The sequence below is a fragment of the Pacificimonas pallii genome, from assembly GCF_019204005.1.
In the GTDB taxonomy this organism is placed as follows: Bacteria; Pseudomonadota; Alphaproteobacteria; order Sphingomonadales; family Sphingomonadaceae; genus Pacificimonas; species Pacificimonas pallii.
Genome location: NZ_JAGSPA010000002.1, coordinates 168043 through 186306, shown reverse-complemented (window position 1 = coordinate 186306; position 18264 = coordinate 168043). Strand labels below are relative to the sequence as shown.

Here is an 18264-nt window from a genome sequence, read left to right as displayed (position 1 = left end):
CGCACTGTTATCGGCCTTTCCGTCGATGGCTCAGGCGAAACATGTGCTGGCTTTCGGTGATTCCCTGATGGCGGGATATCAATTGAAACAGGGCGAAGGTTTCGCGCCGCAGCTGGAGGGGGAATTGCGAAATGCGGGTATCGAAGCGACCGTCATTGGTGCCGGCGTTTCCGGCGATACCAGCGCTGGCGGGCGTCAGCGTATTGCCTGGACGCTCGACAATCTTCCGGTCAAACCCGATCTGGTGATCGTCGAACTCGGCGCGAATGATATGCTGCGCGGCATTGCGCCGAAACAGACGCTGCGCAACCTGAATGCGATCATCGAGGAAATCCGGGGCCGTGATATCGATGTTCTGATTGCGGGCATGCTCGCCACGCCAAATGTCGGTGAGCAGCAGTTTCGCTATTTCAATCGCATCTACCCCTTTCTGGCGCGGCGGCATGACGTTCCACTATACCCGTTCTTCCTGCGCGGTGTGGCGCTGAAAAAACAGTATCTGCTGGACGACTATCTGCATCCCAATCCGGCGGGGGTTAAGGTGATCGTGCGCGGTATTTTGCCAGATGTGGTGACGGCCCTGAAATAAGCGACTAGGCAGACGCGATGCACCGCCTGTTTGTCGGCATAGATCCCCCGTTCGACGTCAAGGACGCGCTCATGGAAGCCATGGGCGGGATTATTGGCGCACGCTGGCAAAGCGAAGACCAGTTGCATCTTACCCTGCGCTTTCTGGGTGAGCGCTCCTTCAGGGAAGCGGACGATATCGCCGAGGCGCTGGCCGGTGTCCGGACGCGATCAGTGGCGATAGGAATTGCAGGGGTCGGCCTCTTTGACCGCCGCGGCCGTCCGAACCAGCTATGGGCGCGCGTGTCGCCGCCACAAGACGCGACGCGATTGCACAGGAAAGTGGACCGCGCGCTGCTGCGGATCGGAATACCGGGTGAGACGCGCGCATTCCTGCCCCACATCACGCTCGCGCGCTTCTCATCGGGAAGCGGGCCGCTGGACGATTTCATGGTGCGGCACGGCGATCTGAAAATCCCGACTTACACCGCCGACGAATTCTGTCTTTATGAGAGCAGGCTGACCAGCGCCGGTGCGGAATATACCATCGTCGAACGCTATCCGTTCGCGCAGGAAAGCCTCTTCGGCCCGTCCTTCCTCTAGAAAGAACGGGCCAAGGCAATCATCTTATTCGCCGGTCGGGAAACCGCGGTTCTTCAGCAGGGCCTCGACCTCTGGATCACGGCCGCGGAATTGCCTGTAGGCTTCGTCGCGCGGGATCGCATCGCCCGTCGCCAATATGATATCCTGAAACTTTTTCGCCGTCGCCGGATCCCAGGGACTACCCGCTTCCTCAAATGCGGCCCAGGCATCCGATGCCATGACATCCGACCACAAATAGCTGTAATAACCCGCTGAATAGGCGTCGGAAGAGAACAGATGGTTGAAGTGTGGCAGGCGGTGACGCAGCACAATCTCGTCCGGCATGCCAAGCGCGGCCAGAGCTTCCCGCTCAAACCTGTCTGAATCGAAATCCGCTGGCGGATTCGGATTCATATGCAGCTGCATGTCGATGATCGCGTCCGACAGATATTCAACTGTCGCAAACCCCTGATTGAATGTTCGCGCCGCGTTCAGCTTGTCAATGAGTTCCTGCGGCATGCGCTCGCCGGTTTTGTAATGAAGCGCATATTTATCGAGGATTTCCGGCGTCAGCAGCCAGTTTTCGTGCACCTGACTTGGGAATTCCACAAAATCGCGCGGCGTACCGCCAAGGCCTGAATATGTGACGTTGTTGGACAGCGCATGCAGGGCATGGCCAAATTCATGGAACAGCGTTTCCGCATCATCCAGGCTGATGAGTGTGGGCGCATCGCCGGCACCCTTGGTGAAATTATTGTTGTTTGAGACAATCGGGTGCACCTTGTCGCCGCCGATATTCTCCTGCGCCCGATAGGTCGACTGCCATGCGCCCGAACGCTTGCCCAGTCGCGCGAAATCGTCACGATAGAGATACCCCGCGTGGCTGCCGTCCTTGTTCGTCACATGGTAGACGCGCACGTCCGGATGGAACGTCGGCACCGTGCCGGTGACTTCTTTAAACTGAAAGCCGTAAAGCCGGTCCGCCATGTAATATGACGCATCGATCAGATTGTTGAGTTCAAGATAATTTTTGAATTCGTTCTGGTCGAGCGCATAGCGATCCTTGCGGACCTTCTCGGCATAATAGCGATAATCCCAGGGCTCTATCGTGATGCCCGCGCCTTCCTTGTCCGCGAGCGCCTGCATGTCGGCGACCTCTTCCTTCACACGGGCGACGGCGGGCTTCCAGACGCGCATCATCAGGTCCATGGCCCGGTCCGGCGTTTTCGCCATCGTGTCGGCCATACGGTAATGCGCGTGGCTCTCAAAACCGAGCAGCTTGGCGCGTTCGGCGCGCAGCTTCACGATCTCGCCAATCAGCGCATTCGTGTCATTCTCATCGCCATTGTCTCCGCGATTGACGAAGGCCCGCCAAACGGTTTCACGCGCATCGCGGTCATCGGAGAATGTCAGAAACGGATCGACGGATGAACGCGTATTCGCGACGGCATATCCGGTCATCCCATTTTCCGTTGCCGCGGCGGCAAAGCTCGCCTGCAACGACGCCGGAAGCGACGATACCGCCTCGGCGCTCACGGAAATGAACTTGCTCTCATCGGCAACGACCCGGTTCGAGAAATCATTGTTCAGCGTGGCAAGCTGCTTGTTGATCTCGCCGACGCGGGCCTGCGGCTCGTCCGCGAGCGCGGCGCCGGACTGTACGAAATTATCATAGGTTTTTTCGACCAGACGGATCTGCTCGGCATCAAGGCCGCTGCTCATGCGCGCATCGTAGACTGCCTTGACGCGGGCGAAGAGCGCATCGTTGAAATTATACGCGTTGCTCAACGCTGCGAATTTGGGGCTGATACGCTCGGAAATTCCCTGAATTTCCGGCGTCTTCATATTGCTGACCATGACGCCGTACAGCGTTCCGACGCGCCCGAGTTCCGCGCCCGATTTTTCCAGCGGGACGAAGACATTGGCAAAAGTAGGCGCAGCGGGATCGGCCGCGATTGCATCAATATCGGCCATCTGCCGGGCGATGCCTTCCTCCAGAGCCTTTTCCAGATCGGCCGGGCTGGACGGATCAACGCGATCAAACGGAGGCAAACCTCCTTCAGGACCAGACCATTCGGCAATCAGGACGTCATGCGCTTCTGTCATATTGAACTCTGCTTTTGTCTCGCTCGCGGAACTTTGCGACGTGGCGGTTTCCGTCGTGGCATTTGTCGTGGCACAGGAGGCGAGCGCGATCAGGCTGGCACCGGCAACAAGCTGCGTGCGAAAAAGGCGATGTATCATGTGGCAATATTCCCGCGAGATGTGATTGAATGTCTTATCAATGCCGGGTCGGCCACCGATGTTCCAGTCCAAAACGTCCCATATGTAACGCCAGGTGCCGCAGGAGCAGCCCCATATGACGCTAGATCGCGCGCATGCTCTGCGCAAATCGCTCATAGATACGGCGGAATTCGACGCCCGTGGTTGCGACCCTGCTCGCCGCCTGCAGCAGGTCCGCGCTCATATCATGGGCGTCGCTCGCGACCTCCGCCACCCGTTCGACCGCGCCCGATGCCGCCTTGCTGGACCCCGCCGCTGCCCGCATCGCCACGTTCATTTCCTCGGCGGCCTCGGCATGAACGGCAATGGTCTGCGCCAGTGTCGCCGTCCCGCCCGAATTGGTCTGCGCCATCCCCTCAAGAACTGACATGCGATCCGAAACGGCCTCGGACAGTTCACGCGTGGACTTGACCAGTTCGCCGATCTCACCTGCACGACTGGCCGTCTGCCTGGTCAATGCCTTCAGTTCATTCGCAATTACACCAAAGCCATTATGTGTCGCGCCGGCCGCGGCGGCCGCCATCGTCGCATTCAGCGCAAGAAAATTGGTCTTCGTCGAGATGTCGTCGATAACGGACACGACGATATCGATACGGCCGGATAGTTCAGCCAGCGCGCGCGCATCTTCGCGCGTCGCCCGCGCGCTCGTGGCGGCTTCGAAGGCGCGGGTGCTGGTATCGTTTATCGCCATGCGTATGGCGGACAGCGATTCAGCCAGCCCGTCGGAGACCTTGGAAACCGCAACGACATGGCTGCCCGCGTCGTCCGAGGCACCATGCGCGACGCTGGCTTCCCGTTTCGCGACACCAGCCATCTCATCCAGCTCTCTTGCAGCGCTTTCAAGACCGTCGGCGGCGTCCTGCAACCCTCGCAAAAGGTCGTTGGCGCCCCGCTCGAAATTGGAAATCTCCGCTTCCATTTTCTCCGCGCGGCTTCGTTCCGCATCCGCCTCCGCAAGCGCACGGTCACGCTCACCATTGCGCGCGATTTTGGACAGTTCATTCAACCGCTGCATTTCGGCTTCCGCTGCGCGGCGTGCATGTTCGGCGTCCCGCAATTTGTCCAGGGCCTTGTCGAGTGCCGCGAAATCCTTGCTGACTTCATCAGAAGGCGCACTGCTCAAATCACCTTCCGCCATGGCACCCAGTTTTGCTTCCACGCTTTCAAGGGCGCGCCAGATGCTGGCCACGACCATACGTATGGTAGAGATGACCAGCCCCAGAAAACAAAGGAGAAATATTGATTGAATGAACAGCGAAATGCGCAGTGCCCGCTGTTCATTGGCGACATATCCCCGCAAATCCATGACCTGTTCATTCTTGACACTGTCGAGAAGTTCGACCCTTCTGGTCGCAGCCTTGAACCATTCGACCTCATCGAATGAAAGGTCGGAAAGTCGGCCAGCTTTGGAATAGAGTTCCCGCCGAAGCAAAGACAAACCATTGTCGGTATCGATGTCGGTTCGCTCGCGCACCGGCCGAACTGTCGGGTCGCCCCAATCGGCAATCCCGAAAAGAGCACCTTGTTGCCCGCGAAGCCGAAAGAAACTGACCAGCTCTTTTTCGCCGAACTTCTGCCTGGCGATAATCGCCGCGCCCATACCGCGCTCCATCGATGCCCGGTTCCGCGCATAGACAAGAGCTGACAGGCGCATGACCTTGCGCGTCAGCACGGGGTCCTTCGTGGTGAGGTACATGGCATGCAGCACCTTGTAGCTCTCCGCTATTGGCACCTGATAAGCGTCGAACACCGCCTGACTATCTGTTTTGGCGGCCGTGGCAACGGGACGCAATTCCGTCATTCTTCCCGCAAATTCGGATATTTTTTTAAGGCTTTCGTCCAGGCTTACGCGCGCCTTGCGATATTCGTCCTGCGACGACGAGCCCAGCAATGCGTTCCGAAACAGCGGTGACGAACCGTTTCCAAATCTGAAATCCTCAACGCCTTCTCGCAACGCAAGCGCCGCAGCGTCGGTGAGCGGCTTTTGTTTCGCAAGCTCGCCCATCAGATATGCGTCAGGCTCTCCGTCGCCAGCGGCCAATGTCGCCGAAAGATCCCGTTCGCGCTGCAGGCCATAAACCCATTTTCCGATCAGGGGACTGATACCGACGATCTGCTCGGCGTCATCCAGGGTGACATATTGATCGTACATTCTGGAGGCATTCTGGACGCCGAACAGAAAACAGGCCAGAAGCGGTATCGCCGCGACGAGCGCAACTCTCTGGCGAAGGGTCAGGCGACTCAGCATATCTGATATCTATGCCGCCTTTGGTTAACACACGCGTAAGAGCGGTCGGAGATAGACAAAACCACCTTCAAGGCTGGCAATCGCGTCCGGCGATGCTATTTCCGAAGTGATATGCACCGTTACGCCAACCCGAAGCGATTCCTGGAAATCGCACAACCAATCACGATGTGGACTCTCCTCGGCGGCCTGGTCCTTGTCGCAGGCGGGCTCTGGTGGGGGCTGTTCCGGGCTCCGCCGGATTATCTTCAGGGCGAAAGCGTTCGGATCATCTACATTCACGTGCCTATGGCATGGCTTTCCATGGCGGGATATCTGTCGTGCGGCGTCGCCGCCTTTGCCGCGCTGGTCTGGAAACATCCCCTGGCGGAGGTGGCACTCGTCGCGCTCGCACCCATTGGCGCCGTCTTCTCAGCGCTATGCCTGCTCACCGGATCGCTATGGGGACGCCCGACATGGGGGACATATTGGGTGTGGGATGGACGCCTGACGTCCGTGCTGGTTCTGTTTTTCCTGTATCTCGGCATCATCGCTTTGGCGCGCGGCTATGATGATCCGGCCCGCGGCGCGAAGATGGCGTCGGTGCTGGCGCTGTTCGGCCTCGTCAATCTGCCCATCATAAAATTCAGCGTGGAGTGGTGGAACACGTTGCATCAGCCCGCCAGCATCACGCTTGAGGGGTCCAGCATCGACCAGGCAATGCTATGGCCGCTCCTTGCGAGCGCGGCCGGCTTCTCCTTCCTGATGGCCGCCGCGACCTTGATGCGCATGCGGGCGTTGATCGCCGCACGAAAACGATCCGCGCGCGCGGCGCGACTGGCGCAGACGGCATGACCAGCCAGACAGACTTTGTCATTGCCGCGTATCTTGTGACGTTTATCGGCGTTGGCGGCCTTCTCGTCTGGGCGTTTATAACCATGCGGAATTCCGAAAAATGAAACCCAAGCATCAAAGACTGGCGCTCGCCGGAGCCGCGGTCACCGCGTTGATCGTAGCCGTGCTCCTCGCCATGCCCGCGATGAAAGCGGGTGCATCCTTTTTTTATGCGCCGGCGGACCTCGCCGCCGCCAATGTCACGCCCGGACAGGCCATTCGCCTTGGCGGTCTTGTCGAGGAAGGCAGCGTCGAGAGACAGCCCGATGGCATCACGATCCACTTTCGCGTGACCGACCGGCTGGAAGCCATACCGGTCCGTTACGCGGGGCTGGTGCCGGACCTGTTTCGCGAAGGACAGGGTGTCATCGCCGATGGCAGCATGGACCCCGACGGAACCTTCGCGGCGGACAGCCTGCTCGCGAAACATGATGAGAACTACATGCCGCCCGAAGTTGCCGATGCGCTCGCAAAGGCAGAAGCCGAGGCGAAGGCGCGCCCCGTCCTCTAGATTGATTATCTTGGCGGAAACGCTTTGAAGCGTGGCAGTCCGTCCTGATGCCGGCTCCAGCCGATCGCGTCGCGATCGTTGATATGGGCCTTGGGCGGATAGGCCTGCGGATCATCCAGCGACGCGAGCGTGACGTCGATCAGACCTTCCAGATAGTCCGCCTCGAACGTTAGCGTGGTGCCGCAATTCTCGCAAAAACGCCGCGACACACCTTCGGAGGAAGCATATCGCCTTGACCGCCCCTTGATAAGGCGGAACGCATCCTGCGTCACCATGAAGTAGGCCACGTTCTGGGCACCTGACGTTTTCCGGCATGTCAGGCAGTTGCAGATCACACTGGTAAGCGGAATTCCGGTGATCCGGTAGCGAACCGCGCCGCAGTGACAGCCTCCCTCGGCCATATTGTCTCTCCCTTTCGCTTTCCGCTGCACATTAACAGAAACCCCTGTTAAGCGAACCCGCGATGATCCCGGAACTCGGACATTTTGCCCTCTGGCTCGCTGCGGCGCTTGCATGCGCACAGCTTTTCGGCGGCGAAATCACGCTCCGGCGGCAGGACAGCAGGCGCGCGCTCGATCTTGTCGTACCCGCCGCCGCCGCTCAGGCTTTCCTGTGCGTCGGCGCCTTTGCGATGTTGATCTATTGTTTCGCGGTTTCCGACTTTTCGGTGAAACTGGTTGCCACGAACAGCCATACGATGAAGCCGTTCGGCTATAAGCTGACCGGTGCCTGGGCGAACCATGAGGGGTCCATGCTGCTATGGGTCACGGTGCTCGCGTTCTTCGCGGGGGTAGCCGCGTTCCGGGCGACCGCGCTCGGGGACCGTTTCCGCGTCCGGCTCATGCAGGTGACGGGGGCATTGTCGCTGGGTTTCTATTCCTATCTTCTCATCAGCTCGAACCCCTTCGAACGGCTCACGCCCGCCCCTTCGGAAGGAAACGGCCTCAACCCATTGCTACAGGACCCGGGCCTCGCATTTCATCCGCCGCTCCTTTATCTGGGCTATGTGGGGCTGAGCATCGCTTTTGCCTTTGCTGTTGCCGCCCTCATCGAAAGACAGGTCGGCCCACTATGGGCGCGCACCGTGAAACCGTGGATCCTCGCCGCCTGGGCGTTCCTGACGGCGGGCATCACGCTTGGCAGTTTCTGGGCCTATTACGAACTTGGCTGGGGTGGCTGGTGGTTCTGGGATCCGGTGGAGAATGCCAGCCTTATGCCGTGGCTCGCCGCGACGGCCCTATTTCATTCGACGAGCGTTCTTGCCCAGCGCGACGCGCTCCGGAACTGGACGATACTCCTCGCCGTGGCAGCGTTCAGCTTTTCGATGATCGGCACATTCATCGTTCGTTCCGGGCTTCTCACCAGCGTGCACGCGTTCGCAGTCGACCCGGAACGGGGGTTCTACCTTCTGGTTCTGCTCGGCATATATGTGGGCGGCGCGCTGGCCCTTTACGCCGTGCGCGCCGGTACGGTGACGGCGGGTGCCGGGTTCCGGCTGATGAGCCGTGAAGGTGCACTCGTGATCAATAACCTGCTGCTGTCCGCCATATTGGGCGTCGTCTTCATTGGCACCATGTATCCGGTCGGCGTCGAAGCGATCACCGGCGCACGCGTGTCGGTCGGCCCGCCCTATTTTGAAGCCGCGCTCATCCCGCTCATCCTGCCCCTTCTCCTGCTCATGGCGATCGGACCGTTTCTGCGCTGGAAGAAGACGGACTCGTCCAAGCTGAAACGCCGCCTCTTCCCTGTGCTTATCGCAGCGCTTGCCGCAGCGCTGATTGCGGTTCTGTTCGGCATCAAATCAGTTCTCGCCATCACTGGCGTCGGCATCGCGGCGTGGCTTGCGGCCGCCAGCATCGCCATGCTGCGCGGTCGCAGGGATATCTCGACCCTTGGAACGTCAGTCGCGCATCTCGGCGCTGCCATTCTGGCGCTTGGTGTTACCGTCAGTGCGACCGGCTCCCTGGAGCGCACGGTCAGCATTGGCCCCGGGGAAGTGGCGCGGATGGCGGATTTCAAAGTGCGTATGGACAATGTGGAACCGCTCGCCGGCCCGAATTACACCAGCATCATGTCGACGCTCTCCATCAGCCGCGGGGGCACGGAATTCGTCCTGCGTCCGGAACGTCGCGCCTTTGTGCGGCCGATGCAGCAAACCACGGAAACCGACATCGCCCCGCTTTGGAATGGTAATCTCTACGCCGTCCTGGGCGAGGGTAACGGCGATGGCCGCTGGCAGGTTCGCCTCAACTGGCAGCCGCTCATCGCGCTGATCTGGATTGGCGGTATCATCACCGCCCTGGGCGGGATGCTCGCCATCTATGGCCGCGCGGCGCAGCGGCGCGAGGACCGCCGACAGGCGCTGGGGAGCCCTGCAGCATGATGAAACGTCTTGCCCTTATCCTTCCGCTGGCAATGTTCATGGCCTTCGTCGCCATTGCCGTTTTCGGTCTTGGTACACCGCAGACGCGGCAGATCGAATCCGCCATGATTGGCCAGTCCGTCCCGGAATTCGAACTTGAGGGGCTAAGCGATACCAAACCCGGCCTTGCATCCAGCGACCTGAAGCGCGGCACTGTCACGCTCGTAAATCTATTCGGCAGCTGGTGCCTGCCCTGCCGCATCGAAGCGCCGCAGCTGGAACGCCTTGCCGCAGAGGGCATCGTCATCCACGCCATCGCCATTCGCGACGAACCGGCAGATGTCGAGGGCTTCCTGACGCAATATGGCGATCCCTTCACGCGTGTCGGACTGGACCCACGCGGCCGCATGCAGATCGAGCTTGGGGCGACGGGCGTTCCGGAAACCTACCTGATCGATGGCTCCGGTATCATCCGCCGCCAATGGATCGGCGAAGTCCGCCAAGAGCAGGTTGCGGATATCATTGCCGAAGTCAGGCGCTGGCAATGAGGAAAATCGCATGGCTGCTCATTGCGCTGTTTCTCACGCCGCTTGCGGCGCATGCGGATACGCCGCTTGAGGATCCCGCACGCGAGGCGGCGGCGCAGGATCTGATGCGCGAGCTTCGCTGCCTGGTCTGCCAGGGCCAGTCCATCGCTGAATCCGACGCGGAAATGGCGGTCGATATGCGCGCACTCGTTCGCGAGCGGATAGATAATGGCGAGCAACCGGTCGAAGTCCGCAACTATCTGATCCGCCGCTATGGTGAGTGGGTGACATTCTCGCCGCCAAAAAGGGGGGCCAACCTCATCCTGTGGTTCGCGCCCGTCCTGCTTTTGGGCGCGGGCATGATCGTCGCGGTGCGCATGTTCCGCAGGCGTCCGGGCGAATGAGCATCGCCGCCCTTGCCTTGCTTGCGCTGTTCGTCGGCGGCGCGCTGATGTGGGCGCGTGTGCCCCGTCCCGCCATCGTCGCGGTGCTGCTGCTTGGCGGCGCGGCCTATTCACTTACCGGTGCGCCAATGCTGCCGGCCGCGCCCCACACCGCACCCGAAGCCCCCGCCGGAAACGCGGACAGGAGAGAGGCAGCACGCACGGCATTGATCGAAAATCCCGGCGATCTAACCGCGTGGGCCGTCTTCTCCGATACGCTGGTAGCAGAAGGGCGCAGTCAGGAAGCGGTGGAAGGTCTGCGTCTCGCCGTACGCTCCCTGCCGGAAGAGCCAGCGCTGTGGATCCAGCTCGGCACAGCGCTCATGGCCCATGCCGACGGCATCATCACGCCAGCTGCGCGCCTTGCCTTTGGCCGCGCGTCCGCTCTTGCGCCGCAGCATCCGGCACCGCCCTATTTTCTTGGGCTTGCCTATCTGCAGGCGGGCGAGCCGCAGCGCGCCCTGGACGCCTGGACCGCGCTTGAGGCGCAAACGCCGCCGGACGCGCCATGGCGCGCGGATCTGGAACGCAAGATGCGCGGCGCAAATGCCATGTTGGAAAGCGGCGTCTTCACGCGCTAGGCTGCGCTTCGTTCGCTGAAGACGAAGTCATTGCGGCCGCGGCAAGCGATGCCGAACCGCCGGTCCCCTGATCGGTGTCCAGATAAATCCTCCCGGCATCGGCGGGACGTGAATACGCCGCCGGAAAGATCGGCGGCTCGCGCCGTCCTTTGGCCATGCTCGCATTATTGGTCGGGTCTCGCTGCCAGCACCGCTTTCTCACGCCCGCGATTGCGGATCATCGCACGCAGCAGGCCAAGCGTTTCATCATATCCGCGGCCCTCGCCGAAGTTCACCAGCTGTTCGTAATACCAGGCCTGCGCGCCAAACCCGTTTAGCGCCTTCACGATCTTGGAACTGCTGCTGGGTGACAGGAAGCCCGGGCCAAGGCGCAGACGGCGTTCAGGGCTGTCCAGGTGCTCGGCGGTACCCGCAAGGAGGTCACGGACAAGCTCGGGACGGGTACAAAGCGGACGGGCAAGTCCGACCAGGTCGACATTATCTTTCCGCACGGCGTCCGCCATGCCCGCCGCGGTCCGAAATCCGCCGGTCACCATCAGCGCGGCGCGCTTTACCCGTGCGCGGATTTCCGGGGCGAATTTCTGGAAATAGGCCTCGCGCTCCCGGGATGAACGGCGCGCCTCGGGCTCTTCACGGAGCTCCATGCCATCGGCATCCATCATGGCGGGGGATTCGTAATTCCCGCCGCTGATCTCGATCAGGTCGACCCCATCCTCATCCAGCCAGGCGGCGACGGTCTGGCTGTCCGGAAAATCGAATCCGCCGCGCTGGAAATCCGCGGAATTCAGCTTCACCGAGATGCCGAAATCCGCCGATGTCGCGGCGCGAGCGGCCGCAACCACCCTGCGCAGGAACCTCGCCCGGTTTTCCAGCGACCCGCCCCACTGATCATCGCGCTGGTTCGCACGCGGATTGAGAAAGCTGGACAGGAGGTAACCATGCGCCGCATGCACCTGAATGCCGTCGAAGCCCGCTTCATACGCCGCGGCGCCGGCCACGGCAAAACGCGCAATCAACTGCTCGATCTCTGCGCCTGTCAAGGCGACCGGCTCACCAAACTGACCTCCAGGCAGGCCGAGTTTCACCGCAGACGGCGCTTTTGGATGCGGATTGACGTGCGCCTGCGTCTGCCGCCCGGCATGGCTCACCTGCATCCACATCGAGCCGCCATGGGTTTTACCCGCCGCCGCCCATGCGGTCAGCAGCTCTCGCATTTCCGCATCGGGCACGCGATCAATCACGACATTGCCACCGCGCTCCAGATGATCCGCGTCAATCTGCACATTGCCCGTCAGCAGCAGCCCGGCACCGCCCGCTGCCCATGTTTCGTAAAGCTTCATAAGGCGCGTCGACGGGCGGCCCCGCCTATCCGCAAGTCCCTCGGTCATCGCCGCCTTGGCCAAGCGGTTCGGAACGATTTTTCCATTCGGCAAGGTCAGCGCCTGCGACAATGTCTCCGCCGGTGTCGCGGCGCTATTCGCCATCGGAGATGACCGTGGCGAGAACCTTGTCGATCTTATGGCCATCGAGATCGATCACCTCGAACGTCCAGCCATCGAAATCAAAAACCTCACCAGTCTCGGGAATATGTGTCAGAACAGCGAGCGCAAAACCCGCCACCGTCTCGAAATCACGGTCGTCCGGCTCGGGAATGCTGACACCCAGCCGGTCCGCCATTTCATCGGCGTGCATCGACCCAGCGAGCAGCCACGATCCGTCCGCGCGCTGCACCGCGGCTTCGCCGACACCTTCGTCGACATCCGACTTGAAGACACCGGCAATGGCGGCGAGCATGTCCGCAGGCGTCAATATGCCTTCGAAGTGGCCATATTCGTCATGCACCATGCCGATGGGGACGTCTGAGCGGCGCAGGATTTCCAGCGCGTCGGACGCGTCCATCACATCAGGGATCAGCGGCGCGGGCTGCATCAGCGATGCGATATCCAGCGGTTTCCCATCAAGCACGGCGGACAACAGGTCACGCGCCTGAATCACGCCGACAATCTTGTCCACCGTTCCGTCGGCAATCGGGATTCGCGTGTGCGGGCTCTGGATCAGATGCGCACGCACATCTTCTTCAGAGGACGCCAGGTCGAGCCAGTCCACCTCTGTTCGCGGCGTCATCACGCCGCGGACGGGCCGGTCGGCAAGACGCATGACACCCGCAATCATGACGCGTTCCGATTCTTCGATAACGCCAGACCGCTGCGCCTCAGAGACGATCAGGTGCAGTTCCTCCGCAGTGACCTGCGCCTTGTCCTCATCGGCGGCGCCCAGCACGCGCAGCAGAAGCCGCGTCGAAATGCCAAGCAGCCAGACAAGCGGCGCGGCCACGCGCGCCAGCATGGTCATGGGCGTAGCGATCAGGCTGGCAAGTTTTTCAGGGTTGCGCAGCGCGAACTGCTTGGGGACCAGTTCGCCAATGGTAAGCGTCAAATAGGTGATACCGGACACGACGAGCGCGATGCTGAGCGTTCCCGCCATGGCCGGAGACAGGCCCAGTGCGGTCAGCCGCGCAGCGACAGGCTCGCCAAGCGTGGCGCCCGAATAGGCGCCCGCGACGATCCCGACGAGCGTAATGCCGATCTGAACGGTCGACAGAAACCGCCCCGGTTGCCGGTGCAGGGCGAGTGCCGCTTCAGCTCCGCTATGGCCGTTATTTGCCATCGCCTGCAGGCGGGCCTCTCGCGACGAGACGATCGCCATCTCCGACATCGCAAACACGCCATTGCCGGCGATCAGCGCAAGAATGATGAAAAGGTCGGCCCAGGGAAATGGTGGCATCAGGCGGTCGTATCTAACGGGCCATCGGGGGAAAAGCGAGAGCGCTTGCGTAGCGAATGTAACCCTGTAACACGACCAGGGCCAACAGGGAGGAACTGATCGATGTGCCGTCTTTTCCATATCAACATGATATTTGTCACGACGACCGCTTGCCTGGCCCTGGCGGCCTGCGGCGCGAACCAGGAAGCGGTGGAGGTGACTTCGGCCCCCGAACAGACGCAGAATGAGGTGGCTGACGAGGGTGAATATGCGCCGGCAAACGCGGTTAAGACCGTGCCGCCACCACCTTCTCCATCTGCGGTGGCGCCCGCCACTCATGTCGCGCATGATGCCGCCATCATGGTGACTGGCAGCCGGATTGCCGGTCCGGCTGCGCCGCCGGCGCGCTACGCCCCCTACGCGGAACCGGACCGGGAGCAGTATCAGGATATTGAGCGCAGCGAGGTTGTCCGCGTGGCGGACGTTCCCGTCTCCACCTTCTCAATCGACGTCGACACGGGCAGCTACGCCAATGTCCGCCGCTTTCTCACCGACGGCCGCCTGCCCCCCAGCGATGCCGTTCGCGTGGAAGAGATGATCAATTATTTCAACTATCGATATCCTGTCCCCCGTGATCGCTCAAAGCCGTTTTCGGTGAATGTCGATGCCGCCGTCACGCCCTGGAACAGGGATACGCACCTCGTTCGCATCGGTCTGAAAGGGTATGATATCGACCGCAGCGAACGACCGCCGGCCAACCTCGTTTTTCTTATCGATACGTCGGGTTCCATGTCGGCACCCAACAAGCTGCCGCTTGTCAAGAAAGCGATGGTGACACTCGCCCGTGAAATGCAGGCGCGGGACCGCATGTCGATTGTCGTTTATGCGGGCAGCGCGGGGCTGGTCCTCGAACCCACCAACGATCCCTTGAAGGTCGAAGCCGCGCTGGAGAAGCTGCAATCTGGCGGCTCCACCGCGGGGGCAGCCGGCATCGCCCTGGCCTATAAACAGGCCCGGGCTGCCTTTATTGAGGGCGGCGTCAACCGGGTCATGCTGGCTACGGACGGCGACTTCAACGTCGGTACATCCAATCGCGATACGCTCGTCGATATGGTGAAGCGTGAGGCGGAAACCGGCGTGCAGTTGACGACGCTCGGCTTCGGCCAGGGCAATTTCAACGAAGCCATGATGGAGCAGATCGCGGACAATGGAAACGGCAATTATGCCTATATCGACAGCGTCCTCGAAGCCCGCAAAGTCCTGTCGGAAGAGGTCGGCTCGACACTCTTCACCATCGCCGGTGACGTAAAGGTCCAGGTCGAATGGAACCCCGCGACGGTCGCCGAATATCGTCTGATCGGCTATGAGAACCGGGCACTGTCGGAACAGGATTTCAGCAATGACAAGGTCGATGCCGGAGAGATCGGCGCGGGCCATGATGTCACCGCGCTTTACGAGATCGCGCTGGTCGGCTCGAAGGGCGCGGCCATACCGGATCGGCGCTATCAGGCGAACCGGCCCGCGGCGGCGCCCGGAAATCCGGCGGAACTCGGCGAGCTGCGTCTGCGCTACAAGCTGCCCGGCGAAACGAAGTCGCGCTTGCTGACCAGGGTGCTGCCGGTCACGCTAGCGGCTCGGGCCGGCGAGGTGCGCGGCGACATGGCCCTTGCCGCCGCGGTCGCGGCCTTTGGCCAGAAGCTCTCCGGCGGTGAGCATATCGGCGACATGAGCTATCGTCAGATCGCCAATCTCGTGCCGAAAGGCGATTATTACAGCGAAGAGCTCCGCAAGCTTGTCCAGGCTGCGGACACCAACGGCCCCTCTCGTTGATCGGAAACCGGGCGGCACGGCCGTGTTGCCCGGTCTATAAGGGAACTCCGTGCCGTCCCCGGCGTAGATGTCGCGAGACTATCTGATTTCCACCTACAGGAGGCACTCAATGCGTATCTTTGCCAAGACCACGATCATCGCCGGCGTCGCCAGCCTTACCCTTGCGGGCTGTGTGACCAATCCGGAAACCGGCGAAAGTCGTATCGCCCGGCCCGCCGCAACAGGCGCGGCAGGCGCCGCCATCGGCGCGGCGCTTGGCGCGCTTATCGGCGGCAAGTCGAACCGCACGGAAATTCTGGTGGGTACCGGCATTGGCGCCATTGCCGGCGCGGGCGTCGGCGTTTATCTCGACGAGCAGGAGAAGAAGCTGCGCGAGCGGACCGCCGGAACCGGCATTGAGGTCGAGCGCGATGGCGACTCACTTAATCTTCAAATCCCCAGTCAGATCACGTTCGGCGTCGATTCGGCGATTATCAACGAACAGTTCCGTCCGGCACTTAACGAAGTCGCCAAGGTGCTTACCGAATATGACAAAAGCTTCGTCGATGTTTACGGTCACACAGATTCTTCGGGCAGCGACGCGTATAATCTGACCCTGTCGGAGCGCCGCGCCGAGAGCGTGGCTACATATCTTTCCGCCAATGGCGTGCAGCGCCCGCGCATCGCCACAAAGGGCTTTGGCGAGACCGATCCCATCGCGTCCAACGATACCGCGGCGGGCCGCGCGGAAAACCGCCGCGTTGAAATCAAGATCGTACCGATTACCGACGACACCGCCGTATAAGCACGGCCATATCGACTGCGCCTATCGGGGGGCGTGGAGAAGTGTGGCGGGGTCGAACCGGACCCCGTCCCACCACACGCCCCAGTGCAGATGCGGGCCCGTCGCACGTCCTGACGATCCGACTTTGCCGACGGGATCGCCCGTTTTCAGCATGTCGCCAACCTGAACGTCGATTTTCGAAAGGTGCAGGAACGCGGAATAAAGCCCAAGGCCGTGATCCATAATCACCAGATTGCCCTCGAACGAATAGCCGCCGCCGGCAAGCACCACCTCCCCCGAGGCGGGTGCGCGGACAGGCGCACCGGCAGGCGCCGCGATATCCAGTCCTGAATGCGGGCTGCGCGGTTCGCCGCCATAAAAGCGCTGCGACCCGAAAACACCGCTGGTCCTACCGGCTGCCGGACGTTCGAACCTCTCGCTCCAGCCGGTAAGGGCGCTCCGCCGGGTCCGTGCGTCAGCGATGCGCGCGACCTGTTCAGCGCGCCGCTTCCTGAACGTCTCCGAGGCTTCGATCCGCTGCGTGATGGCGGGCAACCGGCTCTCCGGAAATTCCGTATCGGCAATCTCCAGCGTCCGCGACACCGTCATCCCGTCCTTATACCGTATATCCAGTGTGACTTCCGACGCCTCGTCACGGCCGAAGGCCAGGAAAAAACGGCCGTCGTCGAGCGCGGGGATTTCCTTGCCGTTCAGCAGCACGGCGTCGAAATCGCCATTCACCGCCTTCCCGCGGGCAAATCCGCCCTGCGCCAGGACGCCGGTCAGTTCGACTATCCGTTCCTGATTTTCGACCGGTTCTATCGGTGTCTGGATCGGCGGCGCACGTGGATCTACGGCAGCAGCCAGCGGCGCGTCAGGGCTGGCTTCGCGCGGCTGCGCGTCCGCCGCGTCCGGTGCGCTACATGCAGCCAGTACCAACAGGGCCGCAGCGGCGCGCGTCACAGCTTCCCCGCGTCACGCGCCTCGGTATAGCGCGCCGACGCCACCTCCGCCGAAACATAGGCTTCCTGCAGCTCATGGCTCCAATAGCGCAGATCCGACAGATCGATCCGCGCGCCCGTCACAGCGCAGACGACATGATCGCCGCCCGACAGGACGCGAAACGTTCCCGACTGGTAATCAAGGCGGGCCGCCTTGTTCTGACCGAGTTTCAGCATCTAATCCTCATTCCTGCGCGTTGCCGCACCGATATAGTTCACGCGCATGTCATCGGACAGAGCAAAGCCGCGCGCGGGATCGAGCGCAATCCCCTCGACATGCCCAAGTTCCAGTCCCGCCCTATTCAGCGCCCGCCTCATCTCTTCCGGCGTCAGGAAACGGTCCCAGTCATGCGTACCGCGCGGCAATGTGCGTAGGATCCACTCCGCGCCGACGATCATGACGCCGTAACTCATCGCCGTACGATTGGGCGTTGAAAATACCAGCAGACCGCCGGGTTTCAGCAGCGCCGTCAGGCTTGCCAGAAACATAGGCACATCTGACACATGTTCGACCACCTCCATGCAGGTGACAATGTCAAAAGACGCTCCTTCGTTCACCAGCACGTCCGTCGCCGCCAGCCGGTAATCGATATCCAGACCTTGCCCGGCACCATGAACTATGGCGACGTCGATCGAAGCTTCCGCCGCATCAATCCCGGTCACATGCCCGCCAAGCCGGGCGAGACATTCGGTCAAGATGCCCCCGCCGCAACCGACATCCAGACACGACATGCCGTCCAGCCAGCCCGGCACCATCGTATCGCGCCCGAAATGCGCGGCGACTTCGCGGCGAATGAACTGCATCCGCACCGGATTCACCTTGTGCAACAGCGCCGACGAGCCCTTGCGGTCCCACCATTCGGCGGCCATGCCGGAAAAAAGCTCTGCCTGTGCAGGATCGATCGTACTCATGTCCTGCGATCTCGCGGGCGG

Annotated in this window: 18 protein-coding genes; 10 read left to right on the top strand and 8 right to left on the bottom strand. The window is 61.5% G+C overall.

Features of this window, described 5'->3' with window-relative positions; all coding sequences use genetic code 11:
• The first annotated feature begins 25 nt into the window (after window positions 1-25).
• Together KCG44_RS06005 and thpR are read left to right on the top strand one after the other, a co-directional pair.
• Window positions 26-589, top strand: coding sequence for an arylesterase (locus KCG44_RS06005; protein ID WP_255536378.1), 564 nt, complete (start codon window positions 26-28; stop codon window positions 587-589).
• 17 nt (window positions 590-606) lie between these two features.
• Window positions 607-1170, top strand: coding sequence for an RNA 2',3'-cyclic phosphodiesterase (gene thpR / locus KCG44_RS06000; protein WP_218444939.1), 564 nt, complete (start codon window positions 607-609; stop codon window positions 1168-1170).
• A gap of 24 nt (window positions 1171-1194) precedes the next feature.
• Here thpR and KCG44_RS05995 read toward each other — a convergent pair whose 3' ends face one another.
• Window positions 1195-3393, bottom strand: coding sequence for a M3 family metallopeptidase (locus tag KCG44_RS05995; RefSeq protein WP_218444937.1), 2199 nt, complete (start codon window positions 3391-3393; stop codon window positions 1195-1197).
• A 121-nt stretch (window positions 3394-3514) separates the two neighbouring features.
• Window positions 3515-5680, bottom strand: a complete 2166-nt coding sequence (locus KCG44_RS05990) for a methyl-accepting chemotaxis protein (RefSeq protein WP_218444935.1) — start codon at window positions 5678-5680, stop codon at window positions 3515-3517.
• A 111-nt stretch (window positions 5681-5791) separates the two neighbouring features.
• Between KCG44_RS05990 and KCG44_RS05985 the strand changes: the two genes are divergently transcribed.
• Together KCG44_RS05985 and ccmE are read left to right on the top strand one after the other, a co-directional pair.
• Window positions 5792-6511 (top strand): heme ABC transporter permease, encoded by a 720-nt coding sequence (locus KCG44_RS05985; RefSeq protein WP_218444933.1) that lies wholly within the window; start codon window positions 5792-5794, stop codon window positions 6509-6511.
• A 100-nt stretch (window positions 6512-6611) separates the two neighbouring features.
• A complete protein-coding gene (gene ccmE, locus KCG44_RS05980) occupies window positions 6612-7061 on the top strand; it encodes a cytochrome c maturation protein CcmE (RefSeq protein WP_218444931.1) in 450 nt (149 codons plus the stop codon).
• Between the two features lie 5 nt (window positions 7062-7066).
• On the opposite strand, the gene KCG44_RS05975 is transcribed toward ccmE, so the two are convergent.
• Complete coding sequence (locus tag KCG44_RS05975; RefSeq protein ID WP_218444930.1) at window positions 7067-7462, bottom strand: GFA family protein; 396 nt, start codon at window positions 7460-7462, stop codon at window positions 7067-7069.
• A gap of 62 nt (window positions 7463-7524) precedes the next feature.
• Here KCG44_RS05975 and KCG44_RS05970 point away from each other — a divergent pair, with 62 nt between their 5' ends.
• From KCG44_RS05970 to KCG44_RS05955, 4 genes are read left to right on the top strand one after another with little or no spacing between them, the layout of a single operon-like run.
• Complete coding sequence (locus KCG44_RS05970) at window positions 7525-9444, top strand: heme lyase CcmF/NrfE family subunit (protein WP_218444927.1); 1920 nt, start codon at window positions 7525-7527, stop codon at window positions 9442-9444.
• Entirely contained in the window at window positions 9441-9971 is a 531-nt protein-coding gene (locus KCG44_RS05965) for a DsbE family thiol:disulfide interchange protein (protein ID WP_218444925.1), read from the top strand. Before KCG44_RS05970 ends, KCG44_RS05965 begins: the two co-directional genes overlap by 4 nt.
• On the top strand, window positions 9968-10354 hold the full coding sequence (locus KCG44_RS05960) for a cytochrome c-type biogenesis protein (RefSeq protein WP_218444923.1): 387 nt from the start codon (window positions 9968-9970) through the stop codon (window positions 10352-10354). Before KCG44_RS05965 ends, KCG44_RS05960 begins: the two co-directional genes overlap by 4 nt.
• Window positions 10351-10974: a tetratricopeptide repeat protein gene (locus KCG44_RS05955; RefSeq protein WP_218444921.1), complete on the top strand. Its 624-nt coding sequence runs from the start codon at window positions 10351-10353 to the stop codon at window positions 10972-10974. The genes KCG44_RS05960 and KCG44_RS05955 overlap by 4 nt, the downstream gene beginning before the upstream one ends.
• 164 nt (window positions 10975-11138) lie before the next feature.
• Here KCG44_RS05955 and KCG44_RS05950 read toward each other — a convergent pair whose 3' ends face one another.
• Together KCG44_RS05950 and KCG44_RS05945 are read right to left on the bottom strand one after the other, a co-directional pair.
• Window positions 11139-12458, bottom strand: coding sequence for an NADH:flavin oxidoreductase/NADH oxidase family protein (locus KCG44_RS05950; protein ID WP_218444920.1), 1320 nt, complete (start codon window positions 12456-12458; stop codon window positions 11139-11141).
• Window positions 12448-13758, bottom strand: coding sequence for a hemolysin family protein (locus KCG44_RS05945; RefSeq protein WP_218444918.1), 1311 nt, complete (start codon window positions 13756-13758; stop codon window positions 12448-12450). Before KCG44_RS05945 ends, KCG44_RS05950 begins: the two co-directional genes overlap by 11 nt.
• 102 nt (window positions 13759-13860) lie before the next feature.
• Between KCG44_RS05945 and KCG44_RS05940 the strand changes: the two genes are divergently transcribed.
• Together KCG44_RS05940 and KCG44_RS05935 are read left to right on the top strand one after the other, a co-directional pair.
• Complete coding sequence (locus tag KCG44_RS05940; protein WP_255536377.1) at window positions 13861-15567, top strand: vWA domain-containing protein; 1707 nt, start codon at window positions 13861-13863, stop codon at window positions 15565-15567.
• 109 nt (window positions 15568-15676) lie between these two features.
• Window positions 15677-16351 carry a YiaD family glycine zipper/OmpA-like lipoprotein gene (locus KCG44_RS05935; protein ID WP_218444916.1) on the top strand — a complete coding sequence of 225 codons (675 nt, stop codon included), beginning with the start codon at window positions 15677-15679 and terminating at the stop codon, window positions 16349-16351.
• A gap of 21 nt (window positions 16352-16372) precedes the next feature.
• Here KCG44_RS05935 and KCG44_RS14530 read toward each other — a convergent pair whose 3' ends face one another.
• From KCG44_RS14530 to ubiG, 3 genes are read right to left on the bottom strand one after another with little or no spacing between them, the layout of a single operon-like run.
• Window positions 16373-17293, bottom strand: a complete 921-nt coding sequence (locus tag KCG44_RS14530) for a M23 family metallopeptidase (protein ID WP_218444914.1) — start codon at window positions 17291-17293, stop codon at window positions 16373-16375.
• Window positions 17290-17508, bottom strand: coding sequence for a DUF2093 domain-containing protein (locus KCG44_RS05925; protein WP_218444912.1), 219 nt, complete (start codon window positions 17506-17508; stop codon window positions 17290-17292). Before KCG44_RS05925 ends, KCG44_RS14530 begins: the two co-directional genes overlap by 4 nt.
• Window positions 17509-18243, bottom strand: a complete 735-nt coding sequence (ubiG, locus tag KCG44_RS05920; RefSeq protein WP_218444911.1) for a bifunctional 2-polyprenyl-6-hydroxyphenol methylase/3-demethylubiquinol 3-O-methyltransferase UbiG — start codon at window positions 18241-18243, stop codon at window positions 17509-17511.
• Between the last annotated feature and the right edge of the window lie 21 nt (window positions 18244-18264).

Coding starts and splice junctions, on each gene's coding strand:
- KCG44_RS05995 (WP_218444937.1), bottom strand. CDS start 3,393: ATGATACATCGCCTTTTTCGCACGCAGCTTGTTGCCGGTGCCAGCCTG.
- KCG44_RS05960 (WP_218444923.1), top strand. CDS start 9,968: ATGAGGAAAATCGCATGGCTGCTCATTGCGCTGTTTCTCACGCCGCTT.
- ccmE (WP_218444931.1), top strand. CDS start 6,612: ATGAAACCCAAGCATCAAAGACTGGCGCTCGCCGGAGCCGCGGTCACC.
- KCG44_RS05925 (WP_218444912.1), bottom strand. CDS start 17,508: ATGCTGAAACTCGGTCAGAACAAGGCGGCCCGCCTTGATTACCAGTCG.
- KCG44_RS05945 (WP_218444918.1), bottom strand. CDS start 13,758: ATGCCACCATTTCCCTGGGCCGACCTTTTCATCATTCTTGCGCTGATC.
- KCG44_RS05990 (WP_218444935.1), bottom strand. CDS start 5,680: ATGCTGAGTCGCCTGACCCTTCGCCAGAGAGTTGCGCTCGTCGCGGCG.
- ubiG (WP_218444911.1), bottom strand. CDS start 18,243: ATGAGTACGATCGATCCTGCACAGGCAGAGCTTTTTTCCGGCATGGCC.
- KCG44_RS05985 (WP_218444933.1), top strand. CDS start 5,792: ATGCACCGTTACGCCAACCCGAAGCGATTCCTGGAAATCGCACAACCA.
- KCG44_RS05935 (WP_218444916.1), top strand. CDS start 15,677: ATGCGTATCTTTGCCAAGACCACGATCATCGCCGGCGTCGCCAGCCTT.
- KCG44_RS05965 (WP_218444925.1), top strand. CDS start 9,441: ATGATGAAACGTCTTGCCCTTATCCTTCCGCTGGCAATGTTCATGGCC.
- KCG44_RS05955 (WP_218444921.1), top strand. CDS start 10,351: ATGAGCATCGCCGCCCTTGCCTTGCTTGCGCTGTTCGTCGGCGGCGCG.
- KCG44_RS05975 (WP_218444930.1), bottom strand. CDS start 7,462: ATGGCCGAGGGAGGCTGTCACTGCGGCGCGGTTCGCTACCGGATCACC.
- KCG44_RS06005 (WP_255536378.1), top strand. CDS start 26: ATGGCTCAGGCGAAACATGTGCTGGCTTTCGGTGATTCCCTGATGGCG.
- thpR (WP_218444939.1), top strand. CDS start 607: ATGCACCGCCTGTTTGTCGGCATAGATCCCCCGTTCGACGTCAAGGAC.
- KCG44_RS05970 (WP_218444927.1), top strand. CDS start 7,525: ATGATCCCGGAACTCGGACATTTTGCCCTCTGGCTCGCTGCGGCGCTT.
- KCG44_RS05940 (WP_255536377.1), top strand. CDS start 13,861: ATGTGCCGTCTTTTCCATATCAACATGATATTTGTCACGACGACCGCT.
- KCG44_RS05950 (WP_218444920.1), bottom strand. CDS start 12,458: ATGGCGAATAGCGCCGCGACACCGGCGGAGACATTGTCGCAGGCGCTG.